Origin of the sequence: Streptomyces sp. SID10853 (assembly GCF_010548145.1) — a bacterium.
GTDB lineage: Bacteria > Actinomycetota > Actinomycetes > Streptomycetales > Streptomycetaceae > Streptomyces.
In genome coordinates this window covers 35,763-60,610 of the sequence record NZ_JAAGLN010000003.1, presented here as the reverse complement: position 1 = coordinate 60,610, position 24,848 = coordinate 35,763, and the positions used below count along the sequence as shown (strand labels likewise).

Genomic DNA, 24,848 nt, shown 5'->3' with positions numbered 1-24,848 from the left:
CTCGCCGGGCAGGCCCCCGGGCGGTCCGGCCCGGGGCTGTCCCGGGCTGTCCCGGGCTGTCCCGGGGGCGGACCCGCCCGGCCCGATCGCGACGGCGGGACCTCAGGTGCCCAGCGTGGCCAGGTCGACCGACGGGTCCGAGAGCGCCTCGGGGTCCAGCGTCGCGCCGGAGCGGATCAGCCGCTGGAGCTGCTCGGTGACGTCCCACACATTGACGTTCATCCCGGCCAGCAGCCGGCCGTCCTTCATCCAGAAGGCGATGAACTGCCGCTTCCCCGCGTCGCCCCTGATGAGCACCTGGTCGTACGAGCCGGGCGGCGCCCAGCCCGAGTACTCCAGGCCCAGGTCGTACTGGTCGGAGAAGAAGTACGGGATCCGGTCGTACGCCACGCCCTGGCCGAGCATCGCGCGGGCCGCCGCCGGGCCGCCGTTGAGCGCGTTCGCCCAGTGCTCGACGCGCAGCCGGCTGCCCAGCAGCGGGTGCCGGGCGGCCGCGACGTCGCCCGCCGCGTAGATGTCGGGGTCGGAGGTGCGCAGCGATGAGTCGACGGCGATACCGCCGCCGGCCGCCCGGTCGACCAGTTCGAGACCCGCGGCCTCGGCGAGCGAGACGCGGGGCGCGGCGCCGATCGCCGCGAGGACGTCGTGCGCCGGGTGCTCCTCGCCGTCGTCGGTCTGGACGGCCAGGACCATGCCGTCCTGGCCGGTGATCTCGGTGAGGCGGGCGCCGAAGTGGAAGCGGACGCCGTGCTCGGCGTGCAGATCGGTGAAGATCTGGCCGAGTTCGGGACCGATGACCGAGTGCAGCGGGGTCTGCTGGGCTTCGACGACGGTGACCTCGGCCCCGTAACCGCGCGCCGCGGCGGCGACCTCGAGCCCGATCCAGCCGGCTCCGGCGATCACCAGATGGCCGTTGTCCCGGCCGAGTGAGGCCAGGACGTTCCGCAGCCGGTCCGCGTGGGCGAGACGGCGCAGGTGGTGTACGCCCGCGAGGTCGGTGCCGGGGATGTCCAGGCGGTGCGGCTCGGCGCCGGTCGCGAGGAGCAGCTTGTCGTAGTGGATGGCGGTGTCGTCGCCGAGGCGTACGACCTTGACCTCGCGGTCGATGGAGACGACGGTCTGGCCCAGGTGGAGCTCGATGTCCGCCTGCGCGTACCAGGCCGTCTCGTGGACGTAGACGCTGTCGCGCTCTTCCTTGCCGGACAGGAAGCCCTTGGACAGGGGCGGGCGTTCGTAGGGGTGGTCGCGTTCGTCGCCGATGAGAATCACGCGGCCCGCGAACCCTTCGGTCCGGAGGGTTTCGGCGGCCTTCGCCCCCGCGAGCCCGCCGCCGATGATGACGAACGTCAGATGTGCGTCGACCACTTGATGCCTCCTTGTAGTGCTGGCGCCACTTGCGAGCGTCCCGCACGGAGTGTGATGGGGGAAGAGGTGTGAGGTGTTGAGGCTCACGCACGGTCAGGAATGGCCGGTCATGATGGCATGCCCCGCGGGACCGGTGCCCGTGCGGCGGGCGGCAGGGCGTACCGCGGGGGCGGTGCGGGCGTACTGCGTGCGGTCATCCTCAGTGACGGATGGTCAGCCGCGCGTGCAGCGAACGCGCGGCGGTGTCCGTGAGTGAGGCGATCTGGTCGACGATCACACGTTTGCGTCCGCGTTCGCCGGATGCCGCTTCGAACAGGGCCCGGAACTGCGGGTCGAGCCCTTCGGGTGCACGGGCCGTGAGCGCACCGGCCAGTTCGGCGAGCACGACACGCTGGTCGATGCGGAGCCGCTCCTGCTCCTCGCGCTGCATCACATAGCGGTCGGCGACGGCCTTGAGGACGGCGCACTCCAGCCGCGCCCGGCGTGGCACGACGAGTTCCGCCGCGTATCTGGTGAGCGGTCCCGCGCCGTACGAGGCGCGGGTGGCGCTCTCGGCCGCCAGACAGAAACGGCCGATGAGCTGGCTGGTGGCGTCCTTCAGCCGGGCCTGCGCGACGGCGCTCCCGTCGTAGCCGTGCGGCCACCACTCCTGGGCGAGGAGGCCGTCGAGTGCGCCGGTGAGCTCGGCGGGATCGGTGTCGGCCGGTACGTAACGTCCGATTGCCACCGCCATGATGGCGTCCCGCTCGGGCCCCGAGGTCAGACAGCGGGGGTCGATGTGTCCGGCGTGCAGCCCGTCCTCGACGTCGTGCACGGAGTACGCGACGTCGTCGGACCAGTCCATGACCTGGGCCTCGAAGCACTTGCGGTGGGCCGGGGCGCCGCTCCTGGCCCAGTCGAAGACGGGCAGGTCGTCCTCGTACACCCCGAATTTCACCGAGCCCGGCTCGGTGGGGTGGGCACCGCGCGGCCACGGGTACTTGGTGGCCGCGTCGAGGGCGGCGCGGGTGAGGTTCAGTCCGACGCTGACCTGCTCGCCGGTCTCCGGCGACCGGACGAACCGTTTGGGTTCGATACGGGTGAGCAGGCGCAGCGACTGGGCGTTGCCCTCGAAGCCGCCGCAGTCCGCGGCGAAGTCGTTGAGGGCCAGTTCGCCGTTGTGTCCGAACGGCGGGTGGCCCAGGTCGTGGGCGAGGCAGGCGGTCTCGACGAGATCGGGGTCGCAGCCGAGCGCGGCGCCGAGTTCCCTTCCGACCTGGGCGCATTCCAGGGAGTGTGTGAGCCGGGTGCGCGGGCTCGAGTCCCAGATCTGGAACGCGGTCTCCCCCGCCCGGACGCCGCCGCCCGCTTGCGGGAACGAGCCGGGGGTGACCACCTGGGTCTTGCCCGCGAGCCGGCGCAGCGCACCGGAGTGCAGCACGCGTGCGCGATCGCGCTGGAAGGCAGTACGGCCCGGCCTCTTGTCCGGCTCGGTGTCCCAGCGCTCGCAGTCGGTCGGGGTGTACGTGGTGCCTTCCATGCTCCGACAGTACTGAGTCACGGGCCCCGGACGCGGCCGGGCCCGCCAGGCGGCGGTTCAGGAGGCGGCCGGTCAGGGGGTACGTGCGGAGGTACGTGCGGAGGCTCCGGGTCGCCGGACGGCCGGTATCGGAGGACCGTGGAACGAGGGACGGGGGACGAGAGATGCGCGGGGCCCAGGGCGCAGGACGAGAGACACGGGACACGGGACGCAGAATGCAGAACGCAGGGCGCAGGACTCAGGACGCGTGGGAACGATGTGGAGCCAGGACGGCCGAGCAGAGCGGAGAGAACCGATGGCCAAGGTGACCGCCAACATGTCCATGTCTCTGGACGGGTTCGTCTCCCATCCCTCCGACGGGATCGACCAGCTGTTCCGCTGGTACGGCGGCGGGGACGTCACGGTCAGGACCGCCGACCCCGACATGACCTTCCAGGTGTCGGAGGCCAGCGCGCAGCGGCTGAACCGCGCCATGGAGGAGATCGGGGTGCTGGTCTATGGACGGCGTACGTTCGAGGACTCGGGTGGCTGGATCGGCGGCCATCCCATGGGCAAGCCGGTGATCGTCGTCAGCCACAGCATCCCGGACGGCTGGCCCCGCGCGGACACCCCGCTGACCTTCGTCACCGACGGCCTGGAGAGCGCCATCGCGCAGGCCAGGGCGACCGCGGGCGGGAAGACGGTCACCATCGGCAGCGCGGAGCTGACCCAGCAGTGCATCAACGCCGGGCTGCTGGACGAGCTGCAGATCGACCTGGTGCCGCTGCTGCTCGGCGCTGGTGTGCGCTTCCTCGACAACCTGCAGAGCGTGCCGCGCGCGCTGGAGGGGCCCACGGTGACCGAGGGGGACGGCGTGACGCATCTGACGTACACGCTGCGGTGAGCGAACCGGACGTCTCCTTTTGTGCGTCCGACCTTCCGACAGACACATCCGGCCAGACTCGGCCGCACTCGGCGTCGGGAGGCCCCTCCATGCACAGACCCGCGCTGCCCCGCCCACGACGGGTGCGGCCGCGGCTTCCACAGGTGCGGCTGCCGAGGTGGCCGCTGTCGAGGTGGCCGCTGTCGAAGCCGCGGCTGCCCAGGACCCGGCGCGGCCGGCGCCTCGCCGTGCAGGCCGTCATGCTCGGCTGTGTACTGGCGCTCACCCCCGCGACCTGGATGTTCGCCGTCGCGGGTGACCGGATACGGACGACGGCCGATGTCCCGGCCGCCGATGTGGCCGTGGTCTTCGGCGCGGGCCTGTGGCAGGGCAAGCCGTCCCCGTATCTGGCGCACCGGCTCGACACGGCCGCCGGCCTGTACCGGGCGGGCACGGTGAAGGTGGTGCTGGTGACCGGCGACAACAGCCGGACCGGTTACGACGAGCCGGACGCGATGCGGGCCTACCTCGTCCGGCACGGGGTGCCGGACGCCGGAGTGGTCAGCGACTACGCCGGCTTCGACACCTGGGACTCGTGCGTACGGGCCAGGAAGGTGTTCGGGGTACGCCGGGCCGTCCTGGTCAGCCAGGGTTTCCACATCCGCAGGGCCATCGCGCTCTGCCGGTCGGCCGGTATCGAGTCGTACGGCGTCGGCGCGACCGACACCCACGATGTGACCTGGTACTACGGCGGCGCCCGCGAAGTCCTGGCGGCCGGGAAGGCGGCCCTGGACGCCGTGTTCAAGCCGGACCCGCACTTCCTCGGCCCCCACGAGAACGGCGTCGCGCGGGCCCTGGGCGACCGCTGACAGAACCGGCCGGCGACCGCGACCGCGCCGACGGCCGGTACACGCTCGGCACCCGCCCGCCGGCGCGGCCCCCACCGGCGGACCGCCCGGGTCAGCCGCCGTACGGGCGGACCGTCTTCGCCTCCCGCAGTGCCAGCCCCCACCAGACGAGCTGGTCGAGCATGACCTTGGCCGCCCCGTCCGGCGCTTCGGGGTCCTTGTGCGTACCGTCCTCGTCGAAGTGGCCGTGCGCGTTGTGGAAGCTCACCGTGTCGCGGACGGTGACCGCGTGGAGCTCGGCGAACACCTGCCGCAGCTGCTCGACCGCGCGCAGCCCGCCGGAGATCCCGCCGTACGAGACGAACGCGACGGGCTTGGCCTGCCACTGGCCGTAGTGCCAGTCGATGAGGTTCTTGAGCGCCGCGGGGAAGGAGTGGTTGTACTCGGGGGTCAGGACGACGAAGGCGTCGGCCGAGTCCAGCCGCGGGGTGACCTGGCCGAGCACTTCGCGCACCGCGGGCGGCGGATCGTAGGAGAGCGCGGTGGGCAGTTCGACTTCGGCGAGGTCGACCACATCGACGGCGAGGTCGGTACGGAGCCGGGCGCGGGAGAGGAACCAGTCGGCGACGGTGGGGCCGAAACGGCCGGTGCGGTTGCTGGCGATGACGACGGTCAGTTTCAAGGGGTGCGTGGTGATGTCCATGGCCAGAGCGTCATACATCAAGCGCGGTTGAGGTCAAGCGTGGGTTCCGGCGGACGTGCCCTACACTCCGCCGCATGACCATCGCCACCGCTGCCGTCACCCGGGACCTGGCGCCCACCGGCACCCTGCGGGCCTCGATCAATCTGGGCAATCCGGTACTGGCCCAGGGCCTGCCGGCCGCGCCGTCCGGGGTCACGGTGGACATCGCGCGGGAGATCGGCGCCCGGCTCGGCGTGCCGGTGGAGCTGCTCTGCTTTGACGCGGCGCGGAAGTCGTACGAGGCGATGGCTGCGGGCCACGCCGACATCTGTTTCCTGGCCGTGGAACCCGCCAGGGAGGCCGAAGTCGCCTTCACCGCCCCGTACGTCGTGATCGAGGGCGTCTTCGCCGTACCGCGCGATTCGCCTCTGGTCACCCCCGCCGACGTCGACCGGGCGGGCGTGCGTATCGGCGTGAAGCGCGGCTCCGCCTACGACCTCTTCCTCACCAGGACCCTCCGGCACGCGGGCGTCGTACGGGGAGACGAAGGGGTCGACACGTTCCGCGCCCAGGACCTGGAGGCAGCGGCCGGCATCAGGCAGCCGATGACCGAATACGTCGCGGGCCACCCCGAAGTCCGGCTGATCGAGGACCGGTTCATGGAGATCAGGCAGGCGGTGGGCACGACCAGGACCCGCGGGCCGGAGACGGTCCGGTTCCTGCGCGGCCTCGTCGAGGAGCTGAAGGCCCGCGGATTCGTCGCGGACGCACTGCGGCGCGCACACCAGTCGGCCACGCTGGTCGCCCCGCCGGCGTAGGCGGAGGCGCGGCCGCCTGACGCCGCTCCGGTCGTACGCGGACAGGTGCGCAGGCATGTACGCAGGCCGGCCCCGCCCCTCGCCTCCGGTCGTACGCTGGAACCATGACCAAGATCTGGAACACGAGCGACATTCCCGATCAGAGCGGGCGTACGGCAGTGGTCACCGGGGCCAACAGCGGCATCGGCCTCGTGACCGCCCGCGAGCTGGCCCGGCGCGGTGCCCGGGTGATCCTCGCCTGCCGCAGTGAGACCCGGGGCAGAGAGGCGGAAGCCACGATCCGGGCCGACGTACCCGACGCGGACGTCGAGTTCGTACGGCTGGATCTCGCGGACCTGTCGTCCGTGCGGGAGTTCGTGTCGGCCGTCCGGGCCGAGCGGCTCGATCTGCTCATCAACAACGCGGGCGTCATGGCCCTGCCGTACGGCACGACCGCCGACGGGTTCGAGACACAGTTCGGCGTGAACCACCTCGGGCACTTCGCCCTGACCGGGCTGCTCGTCCCGAAGCTGCTGAACACCCCGGACGCCCGGGTGGTGAGTGTGTCCAGCGGGCTCCACGTCATCTCCAATATCGACATCAACGACCTCAACAGCGAGCGGAACTACCGCCGTTGGGTCGCCTACGGCCGCTCCAAGACCGCGAATCTGCTCTTCGTCCATGAGCTGACGCGGCGCCTCGTCACCGCGGGGTCCGGCCTGGTCGCGGCCGCTTCGCACCCCGGTTACGCGGCCACCAATCTCCAGACGGCGGGGGTGCGGATGGAGGGCCGCACGGGGGCGGAGCGGGCGGTGGAGCTGGGGAACCGCGTGTTCGCCCAGTCCGCCGAGACAGGTGCGCTGCCCACGCTCTACGCGGCCACCGCACCCTGCGTCCTGCCCGACTCCTTCACCGGCCCCAGGTTCCTCGGCTGGCGCGGGGGCCCGGGGCCTTCCTGGCGGGCGAAGTGGACGACGAACGATGTGGCGGGCGAGCGGCTCTGGACGGCGTCCGAGCAGCTCACCGGCGTGACGTACGCGGGCCTCGACACCCTGGGCGCGGGCGCAACAGGGGGCGGCGGAGCCTGACCGCGGCCTCTTCCCCCCCACCTCCGCCCGTCGCCCCCCGCCTCCGCCGCCCGTCGCCCCTCCCCCGGGCGCGGTCAGGCCCCGCCGTCCGGGCGCGGTCAGGCCCCGTCGTCCGCTGTCCGCGTCCGTCAGCCCTGGATCGCGGCCGGGTCCATCCACATGACCTCCCAGATGTGGCCGTCCGGGTCCTGGAAGGAGCGCCCGTACATCGGGCCCTGGTCCTGGGGCTCGTTCGCGGGCGAGCCGCCGGAGGCCAGCGCGGTGTCGACCAGCCGGTCGACATCCTCTCTGCTCTCGGCGCTGAGACAGACCAGCACCTCGGTGGTCCTGCTCGCGTCGGCGATCTCCTTCCTGGTGAACTGCTTGAAGAACGGTTCCGTGATCAGCATCGCGAAGATCGAGTCGCTGATCACGACACAGGCCGCGTTCTCATCGGTGAACTGCGGGTTGATCGTGTAGCCGAGCGCGGTGAAGAAAGACTTGGAGACCTCAAGGTCCTTGACCGGCAGATTGACGAAGATCATCTGAGGCATTACGGGCTCTTCTCTCGTAGCGGTCCGGTGGCCCGCCCTACGGCGCGCCCTTCGGAGGTGTAGACGTCCGGCCGACCGCGAACTCATCGGCCGCACGGAAAGTCGCACGGGGGGGCGTACGGACGGGCGTACGGGAGGGGCGCACGGGGGCGCGCGGAGGGGCCCACGGCGAACCGTACGGAAAGCCGTACGGAAAACCGCCCCGGCCGGGCCGACATCCCCGCGCAACACCCCTGTCGCAATCCCGCACCATGGTTGATCGTTGGGGCGTACAACGGGAGATCCGACGAACGACGCCCGACCGGAGCCAGGGGGACCCACCATGACCATCAGCCGCAGGCGACTGCTCGCCACCAGTGGCAGCCTCGCACTGACCGGGGCGCTCGCCGCCGCGTGCGGATCCAACACCGGCCGGGACGGCGGGGCTTCGGGCGGCAGCGGGCCCACACTCCAGCAGTGGTACCACCAGTACGGCGAGGCCGGGACCGAGCAGGCCGTACGGCGGTACGCGGACGCCTACCGCAAGGCGACCGTCAAGATCCAGTGGCGGCCCGGCAATTACGACCAGCAGACCGCCGCCGCGCTGCTGTCCTCGTCGGGCCCGGACGTCTTCGAGGTCAACGGCCCCACCCTGGACCAGATCCAGGGCGGCCAGGTCACCGATCTGACCGACCTCTTCGACGGGGTGAAGGCCGACTTCAACCAGGCGGTGCTCGCGCCGAAGACGTACGGCGGGAAGATCTGGGGCATCCCGCAGACCATCGACACCCAGCTCCTCTACTACCGCAAGAGCCTGCTCAAGGACGCGAACGTCCAGCCGCCTCGCACCCTCGACGAACTGGTCGACACGGCGAAGGCGTTGACCGACAAGAAGGTCAAGGGCCTGTTCCTCGGCAACGACGGCGGCGCGGGCGTCCTCGGCGGCACCCCGCTCTACGCGGCCGGGCTCAGCCTTGTCACCGAGGACGGGAAGACCGGCTTCGACGACCCGGCGGCGGCCCGCACCCTGGCCAAGTTCCACCGGTTGTACGCCGACAAGTCACTGCTGCTCGGCGCGCCGGCCGACTGGTCCGACCCGTCGGCGCTCGTCCAGGGCCTCACCGCCATGCAGTGGTGCGGCCTGTGGGCGCTCCCGGCGGTCAAGAAGGCGCTGGGCGACGACTTCGGTGTCCTGCCCTTCCCGAAGGACGGCGCGGCCGGCAAGCCATCGGTCCCGGTCGGGGCGTACAGCTCGGCGGTCAGCGCGCGCAGCAAGCACCGCGCCGACGCCAAGGCGTTCGCCAAGTGGCTGTGGATCGACCGGACCGCGTACCAGGAGGACTTCGCGCTGTCCTACGGGTTCCACATCCCGGCCCGGATCTCCCTCGCGAAGAAGGCGGCGAAGCTGCGGGAGGGGGCGGCGGCGGACGCGGTCAGGTACGCGACCGACAGCGGCTGGGCCCAGCCGCTGCTGTGGACGCCCGCCTGCCAGGTCGCGTACCAGGACGCCCTCAACCGGATCATCAAGGACGGCGCCAACGCGGAGACCGAGGTGAGGGCGGTCGTACGCAAGACCAACAGCGAACTCCAGCGGGTACAGAAGAAGTCGTGAGGGATCAGTGAGACACCGCACGCTCTGGTTCTGGGTCTTCGTCGGCCCCTTCGCCGCCGGCCTCGCGCTCTTCACGTACGTACCGTTGCTGTGGAGCCTCTATCTGAGCTTCTTCGACGCCCACAACACGGTCTCGCCGACGGACTTCGTGGGTCTCGACAACTACACGTCGATGCTGACCGACGGCGCGTTCACCTCCAGCCTGTGGACGTTCGCGGTCTTCTCACTGTTCATCGTCCCGGCGACGTACGCGCTGTCGCTCGCCCTGGCCCTGATGGTGAACCGGCTGCGGTTCGCGCAGTCCTTCTTCCGCTCGGTCTTCTTCCTCCCGGCCGCCTGCTCGTATGTGGTGGCGTCGATGATCTGGAAGCTCTCGGTCTTCAACGGGGTCAGGTTCGGGCTGGCCAACACCGTGCTCGGCTGGTTCGGCACCGACCAGACCGCATGGCTCTCGACCACCCATCCGCCCTGGTACTGGCTGGTGATCGTGACCCTGCGGCTCTGGCTCCAGGCGGGCTTCTACATGGTGCTGTTCCTCGCCGGACTCCAGCGGATCGCACCGCAGTTGTACGAGGCTGCCGCCGTCGACGGTGCGCGGCCGGGCTGGCAGGTCTTCCGGCACATCACGTTCCCACAGCTGCGGGCGACATCGGTCGCGGTGGTGCTGCTGCTCGTGATCAACGCGTTCCAGGCGTTCGACGAGTTCTACAACCTGCTGAGTGATGCCAGGGGCTATCCGCCGTACGCGCGGCCACCGCTCGTGTACCTCTACTACACGGCGCTCGGGCAGGGCCAGAACCTCGGTCTGGGCAGTGCGGGGGCGGTCATTCTCGCCCTGATCATCGCGGTGGTGACGATCGTCCAGGCCCGGTGGTTCGGGCTCGGCAGGACGGAGGACTGACATGCCCCGCACCCGAACCGGCGCAGACACCGGAGCAGGGACTGGCACCGGCACCGGCACCAGCACAGGTACGTCCCGCCGCACCGGCACCGGAGCAGGCGCCCGCATCCGCACCGGCACGGCCCGAACGACCCGCCGCGACGATGCCCTGGTCAGGGCGGGGCGCGCGCTGCGCACCGTGCTGCTGATCGCGCTGGCGGCGCTCTTCCTCATCCCGTTCTATCTGCTGCTGCGCAACGGGCTCTCCACCGAGCAGGACATCACCTCACCCGCGTGGACGTTCTTCCCGTCCCACCTCCAGTGGTCGAACCTCCGCGAGCTGTTCGACGACCCGGCGGTCCCGATGGCCCGCTCCCTGCTGAACTCGGCCCTGATCGCGGTGACCACCACCCTCGGCACGGTCCTGCTGGCGTCACTGGCCGGGTACGGCCTGGCCCGTATCCCGTACCGCCACGCGAACAAGGTGTTCTACGCGATCCTGGGCACCCTGATGGTCCCGGCGGCGGTGACGTTCGTACCGAGCTTCGTCCTGGTCTCCACGCTCGGCTGGATCTCCACCCTGCGCGGCCTGATCATCCCGACGCTGTTCTCGGCGTTCGCGTGCTTCATCTTCCGCCAGTACTTCCTGGGCTTCCCGCAGGAGCTGGAGGACGCGGCGAAGGTCGACGGCCTCGGCTACTGGCGTACGTACTGGCGCATCGTCGTCCCGAACTCGGCCCCGGTCTTCGCGGCGGTCGGCACGATCGTCTTCATCGGCGCGTGGAACGCCTTCCTCTGGCCGCTGGTCATCGGCCAGGACAAGAGCGCGTGGACGGTGCAGGTGGCGCTTTCGACATTCACGACCGGTCAAGTGGTCAATATCCACGAGCTGTTCATCGCGGCAGCGGTGTCGATCGTGCCGCTGCTGCTGGTGTTCCTGCTGCTCCAGCGGCACATCGTGGCGGGCGTGGAGCGGTCGGGGATCGACGACTGACCGGGCGGTTCCGGCCCCCTCCGCCGGGGGGCCAGCACCACCTGTGTTCCGGGTCCAGGTACACCCGCACTCACCCGGCAGCCCCATCGCCCGGCGGCGGGGGTCCGACAAGACTGAAGGCGTTCACCAGAACCCGCCGAAAGAGCCGATAGCCGGTGCCGAGCCGGCCGGCGCACGGTACTCACCCTTCAGGAGCCAGCTCATGAGTGCACGCACGACACCGCGCCGCCGTACGGCAGTGTTCGCGACAGCGGCCCTGGCCACGGTCGTGACCGGAGCCCTGGTGGCCTGCGGGAACTCCACCGCCTCCGCCGCGGACGCGCCGACCGCGTCGAGCCGGCCGGCGGCCACCGCCGCCGCGGGTTCTTCGCTCCACATGATTACGAACAACGGCCACAAGCTGGCCTTCCACGTCACGCCCGGCCACCTGCCGGCCATCGTCCTGGATGCGGGCGGCGGTGAGGACTCGTCGCAGTGGCAGAAGATCGCGCCTGCCCTGGCCAAGAAGACCGGATCCGAGATCATCACGTACGACCGGGCCGGCATCGGGAAGAGCGACGAGGTCGTCGGCGCCTGGAACGCGGAGAACGCCGCTTCCGACCTGGAGGCCGGCCTCACCAAGCTGGGCGCCACCCATGACGTGGTTCTCGTCTCGCACTCCCAGGCGGGCGAGGTCGCCACGTACTTCGCGAAGAAGCACCCGAAGTGGCTCGCGGGCGCCGTCCTGGTCGACGCCAGCCTGCCGGACTTCTACACGGACAGCGAAACGGCGCGGATCGAGGCCGCCAACCAGGCGCAGGTGGCCCAGCTGGACGGCCAGGTCTCGACGAAGCCCGTCCGCCAGCTGTTGGCCACGGCGGACAACTACGGCCCGATGCACCACGCCTACCACCGGATCTCCTGGCCGGAGAGCGTCCCCGCAACGGTGATCGCGTCGTCGAAGACCCCCTTCGACACCCCCGAGGACGCCCAGCTGTGGCGGAACGCCCAGACCCGGTTCGCGAAGGCCGCCGCCAACCGGACGTACACCGTCGCGAAGGGCAGCTCACACGAGATCCCGACCGACCGCCCGGATGTGGTCATCAAGGCGGTCGCGGCGATGGCGAAGGCGCACGGCTGACGTCGCTCCGTCGCGCCGACCGATCAGACCTTTCCACCGTGGGGTGTGCAGGGACGCCGGCCGGAGTAGCGGGCCGGAAGTTAGGGTGTCTGGGCGTAGACACCCCAGGGAGATACCGGAGAACGCGCGATGCCCCAGACAGCCCGCCAGATCGCTGACGACCTGCGGGCACGCATCAGCTCCGGGGAGTTCGGGGCCGGTTCCCGGTTGCCGGGAGAGCCTGCTCTTGTCCAGCAGTACGGCGTTGCCAAAATGACCGCAGGAGGCGCACTGAAGCTGTTGATCGCGGAGGGCATCGCCTACGCACGCCCCGGATCCGGTACGTACGTGCGGGACTTTCAGCCGATCCGCCGCGTGGCGAACCAGCGGCTGTCCCGCCCCGGTTGGGCCTCGGGGCAGTCCGTCTGGGCAGCCGAGACGACCGGTCGCACGGCAGAGGTCCGCGACATCGAGGTGTACGAGATTCCGGCACCTCGATGGGTCTCCCAGGGCCTGAACCTGGACGATGGCGCGGCGGTACTGGTGCGCAGCCGCCGGTATTTCGTGGACGAGAAGCCGGTCCAGCTCGCCACGTCCTACCTTCCGGCCGAGCTCGTACGAGAAACGCGCATCGCGCAACCGGACCCGGGCCCTGGGGGAACGTACGCCCGGCTCGCGGAGATCGGGGCCGGCCCCGCCGAGTTCACCGAGGAGCTGCGCGCACGGATGCCCACCCCGGAGGAAGCGGAGCAGCTGGCGCTGCTCACGGGCACACCGGTCGTCGAGATCTGCCGCACTGCCAGGGACGCGGCGCACCGCCCCGTGGAACTGAACCGGATGCTGCTGGACACCGCGGCGTACGTGCTCCAGTACGACTTCGACAGCTGATCCGCACGTACAACCGAACAGGCGTCACCCTCTGCGGGGCAATGGGGCAATGGGGCAATACAGAGGAAGCCGCTCCTCGGCCACGCACGCGCCTTGGTCGCCGAACAGGGCGTATCCGCCGACGAGTTCCGCTACCTGGCCGCCCGGCTGACTGAATCGCTCCGCGACGTCCTCCGGGTCGCCGAGAGCCGGGGTCGCAGGCTCGCCGCCTACGGAGCTGAGCCCGCTGAGGCCGACTGCGACGACCTCTGACACGCGTGCCCCGCACACCCCAGAAGGGGCGGCATCCCCGCACGGGTGCCGCCCCTTCCGTTGTTGCGCCCGGGCCGTCGGCGGGGTCGGTGAGGGTCAGGGTGAACCCGACGGCGGCCTGGGGGGTTCAGCGGCTGTCGCTGCCGTCCGACTGGGCCGCGGCCCGGCCCGCTTCCAGCCTCGCCACCGGGATGCGGAACGGTGAGCACGAGACGTAGTCCAGGCCCACCTGGTGGAAGAAGTGCACCGACTCCGGGTCGCCGCCGTGTTCGCCGCAGACCCCCAGTTTGAGGTCGGGGCGGGTCGCACGGCCCGCTTCGCAGGCGCTGCGGACCAGGGAGCCGACACCGTCACGGTCGATCGTCTCGAACGGGGAGACACCGAAGATGCCCTTCTCCAGGTACGCGGTGAAGAACGACGCCTCCACGTCGTCGCGTGAGAAGCCCCAGACCGTCTGGGTGAGGTCGTTCGTGCCGAACGAGAAGAACTGCGCGGCCTCGGCGATCTGACCCGCCGTCAGTGCGGCACGCGGCAGTTCGATCATGGTGCCGATGGTCAGTATCAGCTCCGTGCCCGTGGCGGCCTCCACCTCCGCGATGACCCGGTCGGCCTCCTCGCGGACGATCTCCAGCTCCTGGACCGTGCCCACCAGCGGAATCATGATCTCCGCGCGCGGGTCGCCCTTGGCCGCCTTGCGGGCGGCCGCCGCCTCGGCGATGGCCCGTACCTGCATGGCGAACAGACCCGGGATGACCAGGCCGAGACGCACCCCGCGCAGCCCCAGCATCGGGTTCTGCTCGTGGAGTTTGTGCACGGCCTGGAGGAGGCGCAGGTCGTTCTCGTTGGCGTCCTTGCGGGACTCGGCGAGGGCGACGCGCACCGACAGTTCGGTGATGTCCGGGAGGAACTCGTGCAGCGGCGGGTCGAGGAGCCGGACCGTGACGGGGAGCCCGTCCATCGCCTCGAACAGCTCGATGAAGTCCTTCTTCTGGAGCGGCAGCAGCGCGCCGAGCGCCTTCTCGCGCTCGTCGTCCGTGTCGGCCAGGATCAGTCGCTCGACCAGCTCACGGCGCTCGCCGAGGAACATGTGCTCGGTGCGGCAGAGCCCGATGCCCTGGGCGCCGAACCGCCGGGCGCGCAGGGCGTCCTCGGCGTTGTCCGCGTTGGCCCGCACCCGCAGCCGGCGGCGCCGGTCCGCGTACGCCATGATCCGGTGGACGGCCTCGACCAGTTCGTCCGCGTCGTCGGCGCCCGCGTGCATCCGGCCCTCGAAGTACTCGACGACCGGCGACGGGACGACCGGCACCTCGCCCGCGTACACCTTGCCCGACGAGCCGTCGATCGAGACGACGTCGCCCTCCTCGATGACCACACCGTTCGGCGCGGTCAGGCGGCGGCGCTTGGTGTCGACCTCGATCTCCTCGGCGCCGCAGACACAGGTCTTGCCCATGCCGCGCGCCACCACGGCCGCGTGCGACGTCTTGCCGCCGCGCGAGGTGAGGATGCCCTCGGCCGCGATCATGCCGTCGAGGTCGTCCGGGTTGGTCTCGCGGCGGATCAGGATGACCTTCTCGCCCGAGCGCGACCACTTGATCGCGGTGTACGAGTCGAAGACCGCCTTGCCGACGGCCGCGCCCGGCGACGCCGCGATGCCGCGCCCGATCCTGTCGACCTTCGCGGTGTCGTCGAAGCGCGGGAACATCAGCTGGGCGAGCTGCGCCCCGTTGACCCGCTGGAGCGCCTCGGCCTCGTCGATGAGTCCCTGGTCGACGAGCTGGGTGGCGATCCGGAACGCGGCGCCCGCGGTGCGCTTGCCGACCCGGGTCTGGAGCATCCACAACTGCCCGCGCTCAATGGTGAATTCGATGTCGCAGAGATCCTTGTAGTGGGTCTCCAGGGTCTCCATGATCTGCATGAGCTGGGCGTACGACTTCTTGTCGATCTGCTCCAGATCGGCGAGGGCCACGGTGTTGCGGATCCCCGCGACGACGTCCTCGCCCTGCGCGTTCTGCAGGTAGTCGCCGTAGACGCCCTGGTGCCCGCTGGCCGGGTCGCGGGTGAAGGCGACCCCCGTACCGGAGTCGGGGCCGAGGTTGCCGAAGACCATCGAGCAGATGTTGACCGCGGTGCCGAGGTCACCGGGGATGCGCTCCTGGCGACGGTAGAGCTTGGCGCGGTCGGTGTTCCACGACTCGAAGACGGCCCTTATGGCGAGGTCCATCTGCTCGCGGGGGTCCTGCGGGAAGTCCCGGCCGGCGGACTCCTTGACGATCTTCTTGAAGCGGGTGACCAGCTTCTTCAGGTCGCCGGCTTCCAGGTCGGTGTCGACACTGACCTTCTTGGCCTTCTTCGCGGCCTCCAGGGCCTCCTCGAAGAGTTCGCCGTCGACGTCGAGGACGGTCTTGCCGAACATCTGGATGAGGCGGCGGTAGGAGTCCCAGGCGAAGCGCTCGTCGCCGGACTGCTTGGTGAGACCGGTCACGGACTTGTCCGAGAGGCCGATGTTCAGAACGGTGTCCATCATGCCGGGCATGGAGAACTTGGCGCCCGAACGGACCGAGACGAGCAGCGGGTTGTCGGCCTGGCCGAGCTTCTTGCCCATCGTCTTCTCCAGGGCGGCGAGGTGCGCACTGACCTCGTCGCGGAGTTCGACGGGCTCGTCACCGCTGTCGAGGTAGGTCTTGCACGCCTCGGTGGTGATGGTGAAGCCCGGAGGGACGGGCAGACCGAGGTTGGTCATCTCGGCGAGGTTCGCACCCTTCCCGCCGAGCAGGTCCTTGAGGTTGCGGTTGCCTTCGGTGAAGTCATAAACGAACTTCTGCGGCGCTTGCGCCTGAGTTACGTGGGGTTCTGCGTTCTTCGATTCCGGCACGGGACTCGACTCCTCGCGGACTGGCTGCCCTGACGGCGAGGAACATACCCAGATCGAAGGCTCCTGGGTACGTCCACCTGGTCGTCGTACGGCCGTAACCACTCGTCTGCCAGCAGATCGAAAGCGATCGCGAGAGGTGCCTTCAACAGGCCGTTAGTTCAACTCTTGAAGGCATCACAGCTGTATGTAGCCGCTTGTGCACAGTTTCGGCCACGCTTGGCGATATCGGGTTCACTGCGGGAACGATTGACGACTGGCACCCAGTGCCAGCCTTTGAGAAGTACACCCCGGGTTTAATCGCTCATCTGAGCAACACCGCGATCAGAGGTGGCGAGAATCACGCCACTCGCCCGGTCCTGAGGCCACTATGCGGACCCCTCCGCACCGCCAGGCGGACACACCTCACCGGAAAACGGCGCAGCGTGCACTCAGTGCCGCGCCTGCATCGGGGCACAGGCCGCGGATTCGCGCTCTCCGCTGGGAAAAGACCTCCGCCCCTCGCCCGTGCTCTTATGAGCGGGAGGGGCGAGGGGCGGAGATCCAGGAGATGCAGGAGATGCAGTGGTGAGCCGGCGGCCTCAGCCGCCCGACGTGTCGAGTTCGGCGTCCGCGCTCACGCCCGAGCAGTCGTACGGGTCCTTCAGCCAGCCGTCGGGAAGCACGACCCGGTTGTTGCCCGAAGTCCGCCCGCGCGGCCCGTCCGCGCCGTCCGGCCACGGCTGGTCCAGGTTCAGCTCGTCCAGCTGGCTGCCCAGCTCGTCCAGCGAGGAGGTGACGGCGAGCCGCTTGCGCATCTCGGAGCCGACCGAGAACCCCTTCAGATACCAGGCCACATGCTTGCGGAAGTCGATCACGCCACGCTTCTCGTCGCCGATCCACTCCCCCAGCAGCGTCGCGTGCCGCAGCATGACCGCCGCGACCTCGCGCAGCGGCGGCGCCTGCCGGACCGGTGTCCCCTCGAAGCCGCTCACCAGGTCGGCGAAGAGCCAGGGCCGGCCCAGGCAGCCGCGCCCCACGACCACACCGTCGCAGCCGGTCTCGCGCATCATCCGCAGCGCGTCGTCCGCGCACCAGATGTCGCCGTTGCCGAGGACGGGGATCTCCGGGACGTGCTCCTTGAGCCGGGCGATGGCGTCCCAGTCGGCCGTCCCGCCGTAGTGCTGGGCCGCGGTCCTGCCGTGCAGTGCGACGGCAGTGACGCCCTCGTCCACCGCTATCCGGCCCGCGTCGAGATAGGTGAGGTGGTCGTCGTTGATGCCCTTGCGCATCTTGATGGTGACGGGGAGCGCGCCCGCGTTGGAGACCGCCTCGTGCAGGATCGCGCGCAGCAGCGGCCGCTTGAACGGGAGCGCCGAGCCGCCGCCCTTGCGGGTGACCTTGGGGACCGGGCAACCGAAGTTCAGGTCGATGTGGTCGGCGAGGTCCTCGTCCACGATCATGCGGACGGCCTTGCCGACCGTGACCGGATCCACTCCGTACAGCTGGATCGAGCGCGGCGTCTCGGTCTTGTCGAAGTGGATCAGCTGCATGGTCTTGGCGTTGCGCTCCACCAGCGCCCGTGTCGTGATCATCTCGCTCACGAACAGGCCCTTCCCACCGCTGAATTCACGGCAGAGCGTACGGAAGGGGGCGTTGGTGATACCCGCCATGGGGGCGAGCACGACGGGCGGCTGCACGGAGTGCGGGCCGATGGAGAGCGTGGTCATGGACCCATTGTCGCGTACGACTCGCCCTGGACAGCTTGCCGCGTACACCGAAGTCGTTAGTTAACCGTACTATTCATATATGCCCGAGCTCAACCACCGCCGGCGGATGCTGGTGCTCGCGATCTGCTGCATGAGTCTGCTGATCGTCAGCCTCGACAACACCGTCCTGAACGTCGCCCTCCCTTCGATGCAGAAGGAGCTGCACGCGTCGGTCTCCGGACTCCAGTGGACGATCGACGCCTACACCCTGGTCCTGGCCTCGCTGCTGATGCTCGCCGGGTCGACGGCCGACCGGATCGGCCGGCGCAGAGTCTTCATGGCGGGGCTGGTGATATTCACCCTCGGCTCCGCGCTCTGCTCCATCGCGCCGAATCTGGAGTCGCTGGTCGTCTTCCGGATGGTGCAGGCCATCGGCGGCTCGATGCTCAACCCGGTGGCGATGTCGATCATCACCAACACCTTCACCGAGCCGCGGGAACGCGCCCGCGCCATCGGTGTCTGGGGCGGCGTCGTCGGGATCTCGATGGCGGCGGGGCCGATCGTCGGCGGTCTCCTGGTGGACTCGGTCGGCTGGCGCTCGATCTTCTGGATCAATCTGCCGGTGGGCCTGGCCGCGCTGCTGCTCACCTGGCGTTACGTACCGGAGTCGCGGGCCCCGAAGGGCCGCAGGCCGGACCCGGTCGGCCAGCTGCTCGTCATCGCGCTGCTCGGCTCGGTGACGTACGCGATCATCGAGGCGCCGTCGTCCGGGTGGACCTCACCGCTGATCCTCTCCTTCGCCGGGGTGGCCCTGCTGGCGCTCGCGGGACTGCTGCTGTACGAACCCAGGCGCGCCGAACCACTGATCGACCTGCGCTTCTTCCGCAGCGCGCCCTTCAGCGGGGCCACCGTCATCGCGGTGTGCGGCTTCGCTGCGCTCGGCGGCTTCCTCTTCCTGAACACGCTCTACCTCCAGGACGTCCGCGGTCTGTCCGCGCTGCACGCCGGTCTGTACATGCTGCCGATGGCGGTGCTGACCTTCCTCTGCGCCCCGCTGTCGGGACGGCTGGTGGGCAACCGCGGTCCGCGGATCTCGCTGCTGGTCGCGGGTGTGGCGATGGCGCTGAGCGGTCTGGTCTTCGCGGTGCTCGACGCGGAGAAGCACACGGCGCTGCTCTTCGCCGGCTATGTGCTGTTCGGTATCGGCTTCGGCATGGTGAACGCGCCGATCACCAACACCGCCGTCTCCGGGATGCCCCGCGCACAGGCCGGGGTGGCGGCGGCCGTCGCGTCGACCAGCCGGCAGATCGGCTCGACGCTCGGGGTCGCCGTGATCGGCGCCGTGCTGGCCTCGGGAGTGAGCGGCTCCACGCACACGGCGGGCTTCGCCGCAGCCAGCCGTACCGCCTGGTGGATCATCACGGGCTGCGGGCTGGCCGTCCTCGTCTTCGGGCTGCTGACCAGCGGGAAGTGGGCGCAGCGCTCGGCGCGGCGTACCGCGGAGCGGCTCGACGCACCCGAGACGGCTCAGACGGTGGCGGACGCCAACGCGTAGAGCTGCTCAAGCCGTTCCCTGGACTCGTCGTTGGCCGGTACGTACGAGACCAGGCGGGGGCCGGCCGCCGGGCCGAGCCAGAGGTCGGTGTGGTCCAGGAGCAGCGCCCCGACGTGCCGGTTGTGGAACCGCTTCGTCCGGCTGCCGGGGCCGACGATCTCGTGCCGTGCCCAGATCTCGCGGAACTCGGGCGAAGCCGCTTCCAGCCGCTTGAGCAGCGTCTTCCAGGCGGGCTCTGCGAGGTGCCCGGCCATCGATGCGCGGAACTTGGCGGCCATCACCCGGCACATGGCGTCGAGGTCGACGACCGACGACCGCCAGTCCTCGTTCGTGTAGGAGAGCAGCATGCAGTTGCGGTCCTCGGGGGCTACGGCGTCGAGGTCGCAGAGCAGCCGCCCGTACGTCCTGTTGTACGCGAGGATGTCGTAGCGGCTGTTCTGGATGCAGGCCGGGAACGGGTCCAGCTGCTCGATCAGCGACGAGAGCGCCGGGGTGATGGAGGGGCAGATCGCGCCGGGCGACGGGTCGACCGCACCGGCCAGCGAGAAGAGGTGCGCGCGCTCGTGCAGATCGAGCAGGAGCGTGCGGGCGATGGCGTCGAGCACCTGCGGGGAGACGGTGATGTCGCGGGCCTGCTCCAGCCACGTGTACCAGGTGACGCCCACCGCGGAGAGCTGGGCGACCTCCTCGCGGCGCAGCCCCGGAGTCCGGCGTCTGGCCCCGCGCGGCAGCCCCGCCTGCTCGGGTGTGATGCGCTCGCGGCGGCTGCGCAGGAAGTCGGCCAGTTCGTGTCGGCGTACGTCGGTCTCCGGCGCCACTGTGGTCATGCTTCCAGAGTGCCGTACCGGGCAGCCCATTGCCAGGTACTCCTAGTACCAGGATAAGGAGACTCTGGTACCAGGCTGAGCGGCGGAGGACTCTCGACTCCGTGAGCAATTCCGTGAGTAGTTCCGTAAGTAACTCCGTGAGCGATACGACAGGCACGAAAGTCACGACGGCCATGACGGCTACGACGGTACGGACTCCGTCCGCCCTCCCCGGTACGGTCCACCGGCACGACCACCCCACCCCGGTGCTCGGCACGCTGGGGCTGTTCACGGTGCTGCTGGGGGCGGCCCTGCCGCTGATCGACTTCTTCATCGTGAACGTCGCCCTGCCCACCATCGACCACGACCTGGCCGCGGGCCCCGCGATGCTGGAGCTGGTCGTCGCGGGGTACGGCGTCGCCTACGCGGTGCTGCTCGTACTCGGCGGGCGGCTCGGGGACATGGCCGGGCGGCGCAAGCTCTTCCTGCTCGGCATGGCCGCTTTCGGCCTGACCTCGCTGGCCTGCGGGCTCTCGCCCGACGCCTGGACGCTGGTCGGCGCGCGGGTGGCGCAGGGCGCTTCGTCGGCGCTGATGCTCCCGCAGGTGCTCGCCACCATCCAGGCCACCACGGCGGGGCCGCGGCGGGCGAAGGCGATGGGGCTCTACGGGGCGACGGCCGGGCTCTCCATGGTGGCCGGGCAGATCCTCGGCGGGGTCCTGGTAGCGGCCGATGTGGCAGGCACCGGCTGGCGGTCGATCTTCCTGGTCAATGTGCCGGTGGCGCTGCTCGGCCTGGTGCTGGCGGTCCGCTCCGTGCCGGAGACCCGGTCGGAGAAGCCCGCCCCCGTCGACATACCCGGCACCCTGCTGCTCGCCCTCTCGCTGGTGACGCTCCTCGCGCCGCTGACCGAGGGACGGGCCGCCGGGTGGCCACTGTGGACCTGGGTCTCGCTGGCGGTCTTCCCGTTCGCCGCGGCGGCCTTCTACCTCACGGAGCGGGCGGCCGACCGCAGGGGCGACGTGCCGCTGGTGCCGCCGAGTCTGCTGCGGCTCGACTCGCTGCGGCGCGGGCTCACGCTGGTGGTGCCGTTCTCGATCGGCTTCGGCGGATTCATGTTCGTCATCGCGGTCGCGCTCCAGCAGGGGCTGCGGATGGGCCCGGTGACGGCGGGGCTCGCGCTCGTACCGATGGCGGCGGCGTTCTTCACCGCGTCCCTGGCCGGGCCCCGGCTGGTCGGCCGGTACGCGAGCCGGGTCGTGACCGCGGGCGGCGTGATCCAGGCCGTGGGTGTCGCGGTGCTCGCGGCGACCGTGTGGTGGGGCTGGCACGGGCTCGGCATCGCGGCCCTCGCGCCCGGTACCGCGCTGGCCGGGTTCGGCCAGGGGCTCCAGTTGCCGGTGCTGTTCCGGATCGTGCTCTCCGACGTACCGGCGGAGCGGGCCGGGGTCGGCGGCGGCGTGATGACCACGACGCAGCAGGCGTCGCTCGCGCTGGGGGTGGCCACACTGGGCACGCTCTTCCTGTCACTGACCACGTCCCTGGGGATGCGGGAGGCGCTGGCGGTGACCCTGCTGCTGCAGCTGGCCGCGGTCGCCGTGACGGCACTGCTCAGCCTGCGGCTGCCCCGCACGGTGCGGTAGGCGGGCCCCGGGGGCCCGGACATGGCGGTGGGCCCGGACCGTCTCGTGAGGGAGACGGTCCGGGCCCACCGTGCTGCGTGCGGTGCGCGCGGTTTGCGCGCGCGGTTGCTGTGCCGGACTGCGTACATGCTGTGCGCCGGGTCGCGCTCTTGCTCTGCCGGGTCGCGCTCTTGCTCTGGTCCGCCCGTCGGGTGTCAGCCCTCGGCGTCGGGGGTTCCGGCGGCTTCGGTCCCCGCCGCCCGCTCACGCATCTTCTGCAGCAGCTCCTGCTTCTGGTCCGCTGCCGACCTGCGGTCCTCGGCGCCTGCGGCGGCCGAACTCTGTGCTCCGGAGCGGGGCATCTTCTTGCGCTGCCCGCCCACGCCAAGAAGGTTGTTGCGACTCTTTGCCATGCCGGTCAGAGTACCGGGCGCGTCGCTGCGGGTGCAGCGGGTTTTCGGGGCGCTCCGGGCTACGGCCGACGCGTACGGGGTGCGTACGGGGCGCGCAGCCGACGCGTACACGATCAACCGTTCCCCCTCGATGCGCGCAATGAATCGCCGCAGATGGACAAGGAACCTGCATTACGGGCCGCTACGCGCGCCTCGTAGTGTTCTGCCCTGTACGTGGAGCGGTGGAGACCCCAGGCTCGGCGGTCCCCTCCTGCTGTGCGCCGGGACGCGCACGCGCGGAACGGTGCCGTCCGCGCGGGTCCCCGCCACCGGAGCAGGCAGCGATGAAGGAGCCTCACCGTGGCACGACCTGACGCAGCGCCGAACACCCGGGACCGGGCCGGCCCGGGCGGCGGTCCCGGGTCCGGCGGTGGCGGGGGCAAGGGCGGCGGCGGGGGTGTCGGTCCCGGTATCGGCTCCCGGCTGATGCGCCGCAAGCCCGTCGAGCGGCTGATCGCCGAGGGCGGGCAGGGCGAGGGCGGCCGGCTCAGGCGTTCGCTGGGCATGTGGCAGCTGACCATGATCAGCATCGGGGCCACCCTGGGCACCGGCATTTTCGTGGTGCTCGGCGAGGCGGTCCCCAAGGCCGGGCCCGCCGTCGTCATCTCCTTCGTGATCGCCGGGCTCACCGCCCTCTTCTCCGCGCTGTCGTACGCGGAACTGGCGGGCACCATTCCGGTCGCCGGCTCCTCGTACTCGTACACCTACGCCACGATGGGCGAATTCGTCGCCTGGATCTGCGGCTGGTGTCTGATGCTGGAGTACGGCGTGTCCGTGGCGGCGGTGGCCGTCGGCTGGGGCCAGTACCTCAACGAGTTCCTGGACGGCACGATCGGGGTCACGATCCCCACCGCGCTGTCCGCGCCACCCGGCGACGGCGGCATCGTCAACATCCCCGCGCTGCTCGTCGTCCTGCTGGCGATGGCCTTCCTGCTGGGCGGCGCCAAGGAGAGCGCCCGCGCCAACACGATCATGGTGGTCGTCAAGATCGCCTCGCTGATCCTGTTCTGCGCGGTGGCGGCCTCGGGCATCAAGGCGGGCAACTACAAGCCGTTCATGCCGCTCGGCATGACCGGCGTGAGCGCGGCCGGCGCCAGCCTCTTCTTCTCGTACATCGGCTTCGACGCGGCCTCCACCGCCGGCGAGGAGGCCAGCAACCCCAAGCGCGACATGCCGCGCGCGATCATGCTGTCACTGCTGATCGTCACCGCCCTCTACTGCCTGGTGGCCCTGATCGCCGTCGGCGCGATGCCGTGGCAGGACTTCCACAACGCGGACGCCGCCCTCGCCCAGATCATGCGCGACGTCACCGGCCAGAGCTTCTGGGCCGTGCTGCTCGCCGCCGGGGCGGTCATCGCCATCGCCAGTGTGGTGCTGACGGTGCTCTACGGGCAGACCCGCATCCTGTTCTCGATGGCCCGCGACGGGCTGGTGCCCAAGGTGTTCGCCAAGGTCGGCCCGCGGACCGGCGCCCCGGTCGCCAACACGCTGATCGTCTCGCTGTTCTGCGGGGTCCTCGCGGCTGTCGTCCCGCTGGGCGAGCTGGCCAACGCCACCAGCATCGGCACCCTCTTCGCGTTCGCCCTGGTCAATGTGGCGGTCATCGTGCTCCGCCGGACCCGGCCAGACATGCCGCGGAACTTCCGGGTGGCGTTCTCGCCGGTGACTCCTGCCATCGGCTTCGCGCTGTGCCTGTGGATGATGACGAGCCTCGGCCCGCAGACATGGGTGTGGTTCGGTATCTGGATGGCCGCCGGGCTCGTGCTGTACTTCGGCTACGGCATGCGCCGCTCCCAGCTCGCCCGCGAAGCCTCGCCGGCGGAGAAGTGACCGCGGAGAAGTGACCACGGGAAAGCGACCGCGGAGAACTGACCACGGAGCGACCGCCGGAGAAGTGCCCGCCGGAGAAGTGACCGCCAGACAAGTGGCCGCCCGCCAAGTGACCGCCCGAGAAGAAGTGTGATCCACCCGCCTTGCGACTGAACGATCTCGACGAACGCATCGTCCACGCCCTCGCCGAGGACGCCCGCCGCTCCTACGCCGACATCGGCACCCGGGTCGGCCTGTCCGCGCCCGCCGTCAAACGCCGAGTCGACCGGCTCCTCGCATCCGGCGCCATCACCGGCTTCACCGTGCGGGTGGATCCCGCCGCACTGGGCTGGGAGACCGAGGCGTTCGTCGAGATCCACTGCCGCCACAACACCTCACCCGACGACATCCGCCGCGGCATGGCGCGGTATCCGGAGGTGGCGTCCGCGTCGACCGTCACCGGCGACGCGGACGCGGTCATCCAGATCTACGCCGAGGACGTACGCCATTTCGAGCGGGTGCTGGAGCGCATCGCGGGCGAGCCGTTCGTCGAACGCACCAAGTCCGTCCTCGTACTGTCGCCGCTGGTACGCCGGTTCAGCTCGGGCTCACCCACTTAGGCCGCACCGCCCGGGACGAGAGGTGCCGG

Annotated in this window: 22 protein-coding genes; 14 read left to right on the top strand and 8 right to left on the bottom strand. The window is 70.3% G+C overall.

From position 1 onward, the window contains the following. Nucleotides 1-102: 102 nt before the first annotated feature. Together G3I19_RS01840 and G3I19_RS01835 are read right to left on the bottom strand one after the other, a co-directional pair. A complete protein-coding gene (locus G3I19_RS01840; protein ID WP_164258714.1) occupies nt 103-1,365 on the bottom strand; it encodes an FAD-dependent oxidoreductase in 1,263 nt (420 codons plus the stop codon). A 199-nt stretch (nt 1,366-1,564) separates the two neighbouring features. Continuing rightward, entirely contained in the window at nt 1,565-2,884 is a 1,320-nt protein-coding gene (locus tag G3I19_RS01835; RefSeq protein ID WP_164258712.1) for a deoxyguanosinetriphosphate triphosphohydrolase, read from the bottom strand. 295 nt (nt 2,885-3,179) lie between these two features. Between G3I19_RS01835 and G3I19_RS01830 the strand changes: the two genes are divergently transcribed. Continuing rightward, a complete protein-coding gene (locus G3I19_RS01830) occupies nt 3,180-3,767 on the top strand; it encodes a dihydrofolate reductase family protein (protein ID WP_164258710.1) in 588 nt (195 codons plus the stop codon). Nucleotides 3,768-3,931: 164 nt separating this feature from the next. Continuing rightward, complete coding sequence (locus tag G3I19_RS01825; protein WP_164258794.1) at nt 3,932-4,615, top strand: ElyC/SanA/YdcF family protein; 684 nt, start codon at nt 3,932-3,934, stop codon at nt 4,613-4,615. Nucleotides 4,616-4,706: 91 nt separating this feature from the next. Here the strand turns inward: G3I19_RS01825 and G3I19_RS01820 are convergent, their stop codons facing one another. Continuing rightward, a complete protein-coding gene (locus tag G3I19_RS01820; RefSeq protein ID WP_239073896.1) occupies nt 4,707-5,297 on the bottom strand; it encodes an NAD(P)H-dependent oxidoreductase in 591 nt (196 codons plus the stop codon). A gap of 74 nt (nt 5,298-5,371) precedes the next feature. Here G3I19_RS01820 and G3I19_RS01815 point away from each other — a divergent pair, with 74 nt between their 5' ends. Both G3I19_RS01815 and G3I19_RS01810 read left to right on the top strand, forming a co-directional pair. Further along, nucleotides 5,372-6,094: a transporter substrate-binding domain-containing protein gene (locus tag G3I19_RS01815; RefSeq protein ID WP_164258707.1), complete on the top strand. Its 723-nt coding sequence runs from the start codon at nt 5,372-5,374 to the stop codon at nt 6,092-6,094. Between the two features lie 104 nt (nt 6,095-6,198). Continuing rightward, complete coding sequence (locus G3I19_RS01810) at nt 6,199-7,161, top strand: oxidoreductase (protein WP_164258705.1); 963 nt, start codon at nt 6,199-6,201, stop codon at nt 7,159-7,161. Nucleotides 7,162-7,289: 128 nt separating this feature from the next. Here G3I19_RS01810 and G3I19_RS01805 read toward each other — a convergent pair whose 3' ends face one another. Continuing rightward, a complete protein-coding gene (locus G3I19_RS01805; protein ID WP_164258703.1) occupies nt 7,290-7,694 on the bottom strand; it encodes a VOC family protein in 405 nt (134 codons plus the stop codon). Between the two features lie 322 nt (nt 7,695-8,016). Here G3I19_RS01805 and G3I19_RS01800 point away from each other — a divergent pair, with 322 nt between their 5' ends. The 6 genes from G3I19_RS01800 to G3I19_RS01775 all read left to right on the top strand — a co-directional run bounded on the left by G3I19_RS01800 (nt 8,017) and on the right by G3I19_RS01775 (nt 13,398). Further along, nucleotides 8,017-9,285, top strand: coding sequence for a sugar ABC transporter substrate-binding protein (locus G3I19_RS01800; RefSeq protein WP_164258701.1), 1,269 nt, complete (start codon nt 8,017-8,019; stop codon nt 9,283-9,285). Nucleotides 9,286-9,292: 7 nt separating this feature from the next. Beyond that, nucleotides 9,293-10,186, top strand: a complete 894-nt coding sequence (locus G3I19_RS01795) for a sugar ABC transporter permease (RefSeq protein WP_164258699.1) — start codon at nt 9,293-9,295, stop codon at nt 10,184-10,186. 1 nt (nt 10,187) lies between these two features. Continuing rightward, nucleotides 10,188-11,159 carry a carbohydrate ABC transporter permease gene (locus G3I19_RS01790; protein ID WP_164258697.1) on the top strand — a complete coding sequence of 324 codons (972 nt, stop codon included), beginning with the start codon at nt 10,188-10,190 and terminating at the stop codon, nt 11,157-11,159. A gap of 202 nt (nt 11,160-11,361) precedes the next feature. Beyond that, nucleotides 11,362-12,279 (top strand): alpha/beta hydrolase, encoded by a 918-nt coding sequence (locus G3I19_RS01785; protein WP_164258695.1) that lies wholly within the window; start codon nt 11,362-11,364, stop codon nt 12,277-12,279. Between the two features lie 129 nt (nt 12,280-12,408). Beyond that, nucleotides 12,409-13,146, top strand: coding sequence for a GntR family transcriptional regulator (locus G3I19_RS01780; protein WP_164258693.1), 738 nt, complete (start codon nt 12,409-12,411; stop codon nt 13,144-13,146). Nucleotides 13,147-13,239: 93 nt separating this feature from the next. Next, nucleotides 13,240-13,398, top strand: coding sequence for a hypothetical protein (locus G3I19_RS01775; protein WP_203599018.1), 159 nt, complete (start codon nt 13,240-13,242; stop codon nt 13,396-13,398). A 127-nt stretch (nt 13,399-13,525) separates the two neighbouring features. On the opposite strand, the gene ppdK is transcribed toward G3I19_RS01775, so the two are convergent. Both ppdK and dusB read right to left on the bottom strand, forming a co-directional pair. Next, nucleotides 13,526-16,270, bottom strand: coding sequence for a pyruvate, phosphate dikinase (ppdK, locus tag G3I19_RS01770; protein WP_164258691.1), 2,745 nt, complete (start codon nt 16,268-16,270; stop codon nt 13,526-13,528). A gap of 578 nt (nt 16,271-16,848) precedes the next feature. Further along, nucleotides 16,849-17,976, bottom strand: coding sequence for a tRNA dihydrouridine synthase DusB (gene dusB / locus G3I19_RS01765; RefSeq protein ID WP_164258689.1), 1,128 nt, complete (start codon nt 17,974-17,976; stop codon nt 16,849-16,851). 79 nt (nt 17,977-18,055) lie between these two features. Between dusB and G3I19_RS01760 the strand changes: the two genes are divergently transcribed. Continuing rightward, entirely contained in the window at nt 18,056-19,510 is a 1,455-nt protein-coding gene (locus G3I19_RS01760; RefSeq protein WP_164258687.1) for an MFS transporter, read from the top strand. Here the strand turns inward: G3I19_RS01760 and G3I19_RS01755 are convergent. Next, the gene (locus tag G3I19_RS01755; protein ID WP_164258685.1) at nt 19,483-20,337 is read right to left on the bottom strand and encodes a helix-turn-helix transcriptional regulator; all 855 of its coding nucleotides are present in this window, start codon (nt 20,335-20,337) and stop codon (nt 19,483-19,485) included. The genes G3I19_RS01760 and G3I19_RS01755 overlap by 28 nt on opposite strands. Nucleotides 20,338-20,510: 173 nt before the next feature. On the opposite strand from G3I19_RS01755, the gene G3I19_RS01750 reads away from it, so the two are divergent. Next, nucleotides 20,511-21,959, top strand: coding sequence for an MFS transporter (locus G3I19_RS01750; protein ID WP_164258683.1), 1,449 nt, complete (start codon nt 20,511-20,513; stop codon nt 21,957-21,959). A 194-nt stretch (nt 21,960-22,153) separates the two neighbouring features. Here the strand turns inward: G3I19_RS01750 and G3I19_RS01745 are convergent, their stop codons facing one another. After that, nucleotides 22,154-22,351, bottom strand: coding sequence for a DUF6243 family protein (locus G3I19_RS01745; protein ID WP_164258681.1), 198 nt, complete (start codon nt 22,349-22,351; stop codon nt 22,154-22,156). A 450-nt stretch (nt 22,352-22,801) separates the two neighbouring features. Between G3I19_RS01745 and G3I19_RS01740 the strand changes: the two genes are divergently transcribed. Next, nucleotides 22,802-24,220, top strand: a complete 1,419-nt coding sequence (locus G3I19_RS01740) for an amino acid permease (protein ID WP_343234955.1) — start codon at nt 22,802-22,804, stop codon at nt 24,218-24,220. A 143-nt stretch (nt 24,221-24,363) separates the two neighbouring features. Then, a complete protein-coding gene (locus G3I19_RS01735) occupies nt 24,364-24,819 on the top strand; it encodes an Lrp/AsnC family transcriptional regulator (protein WP_164258679.1) in 456 nt (151 codons plus the stop codon). Nucleotides 24,820-24,848: the final 29 nt, after the last annotated feature.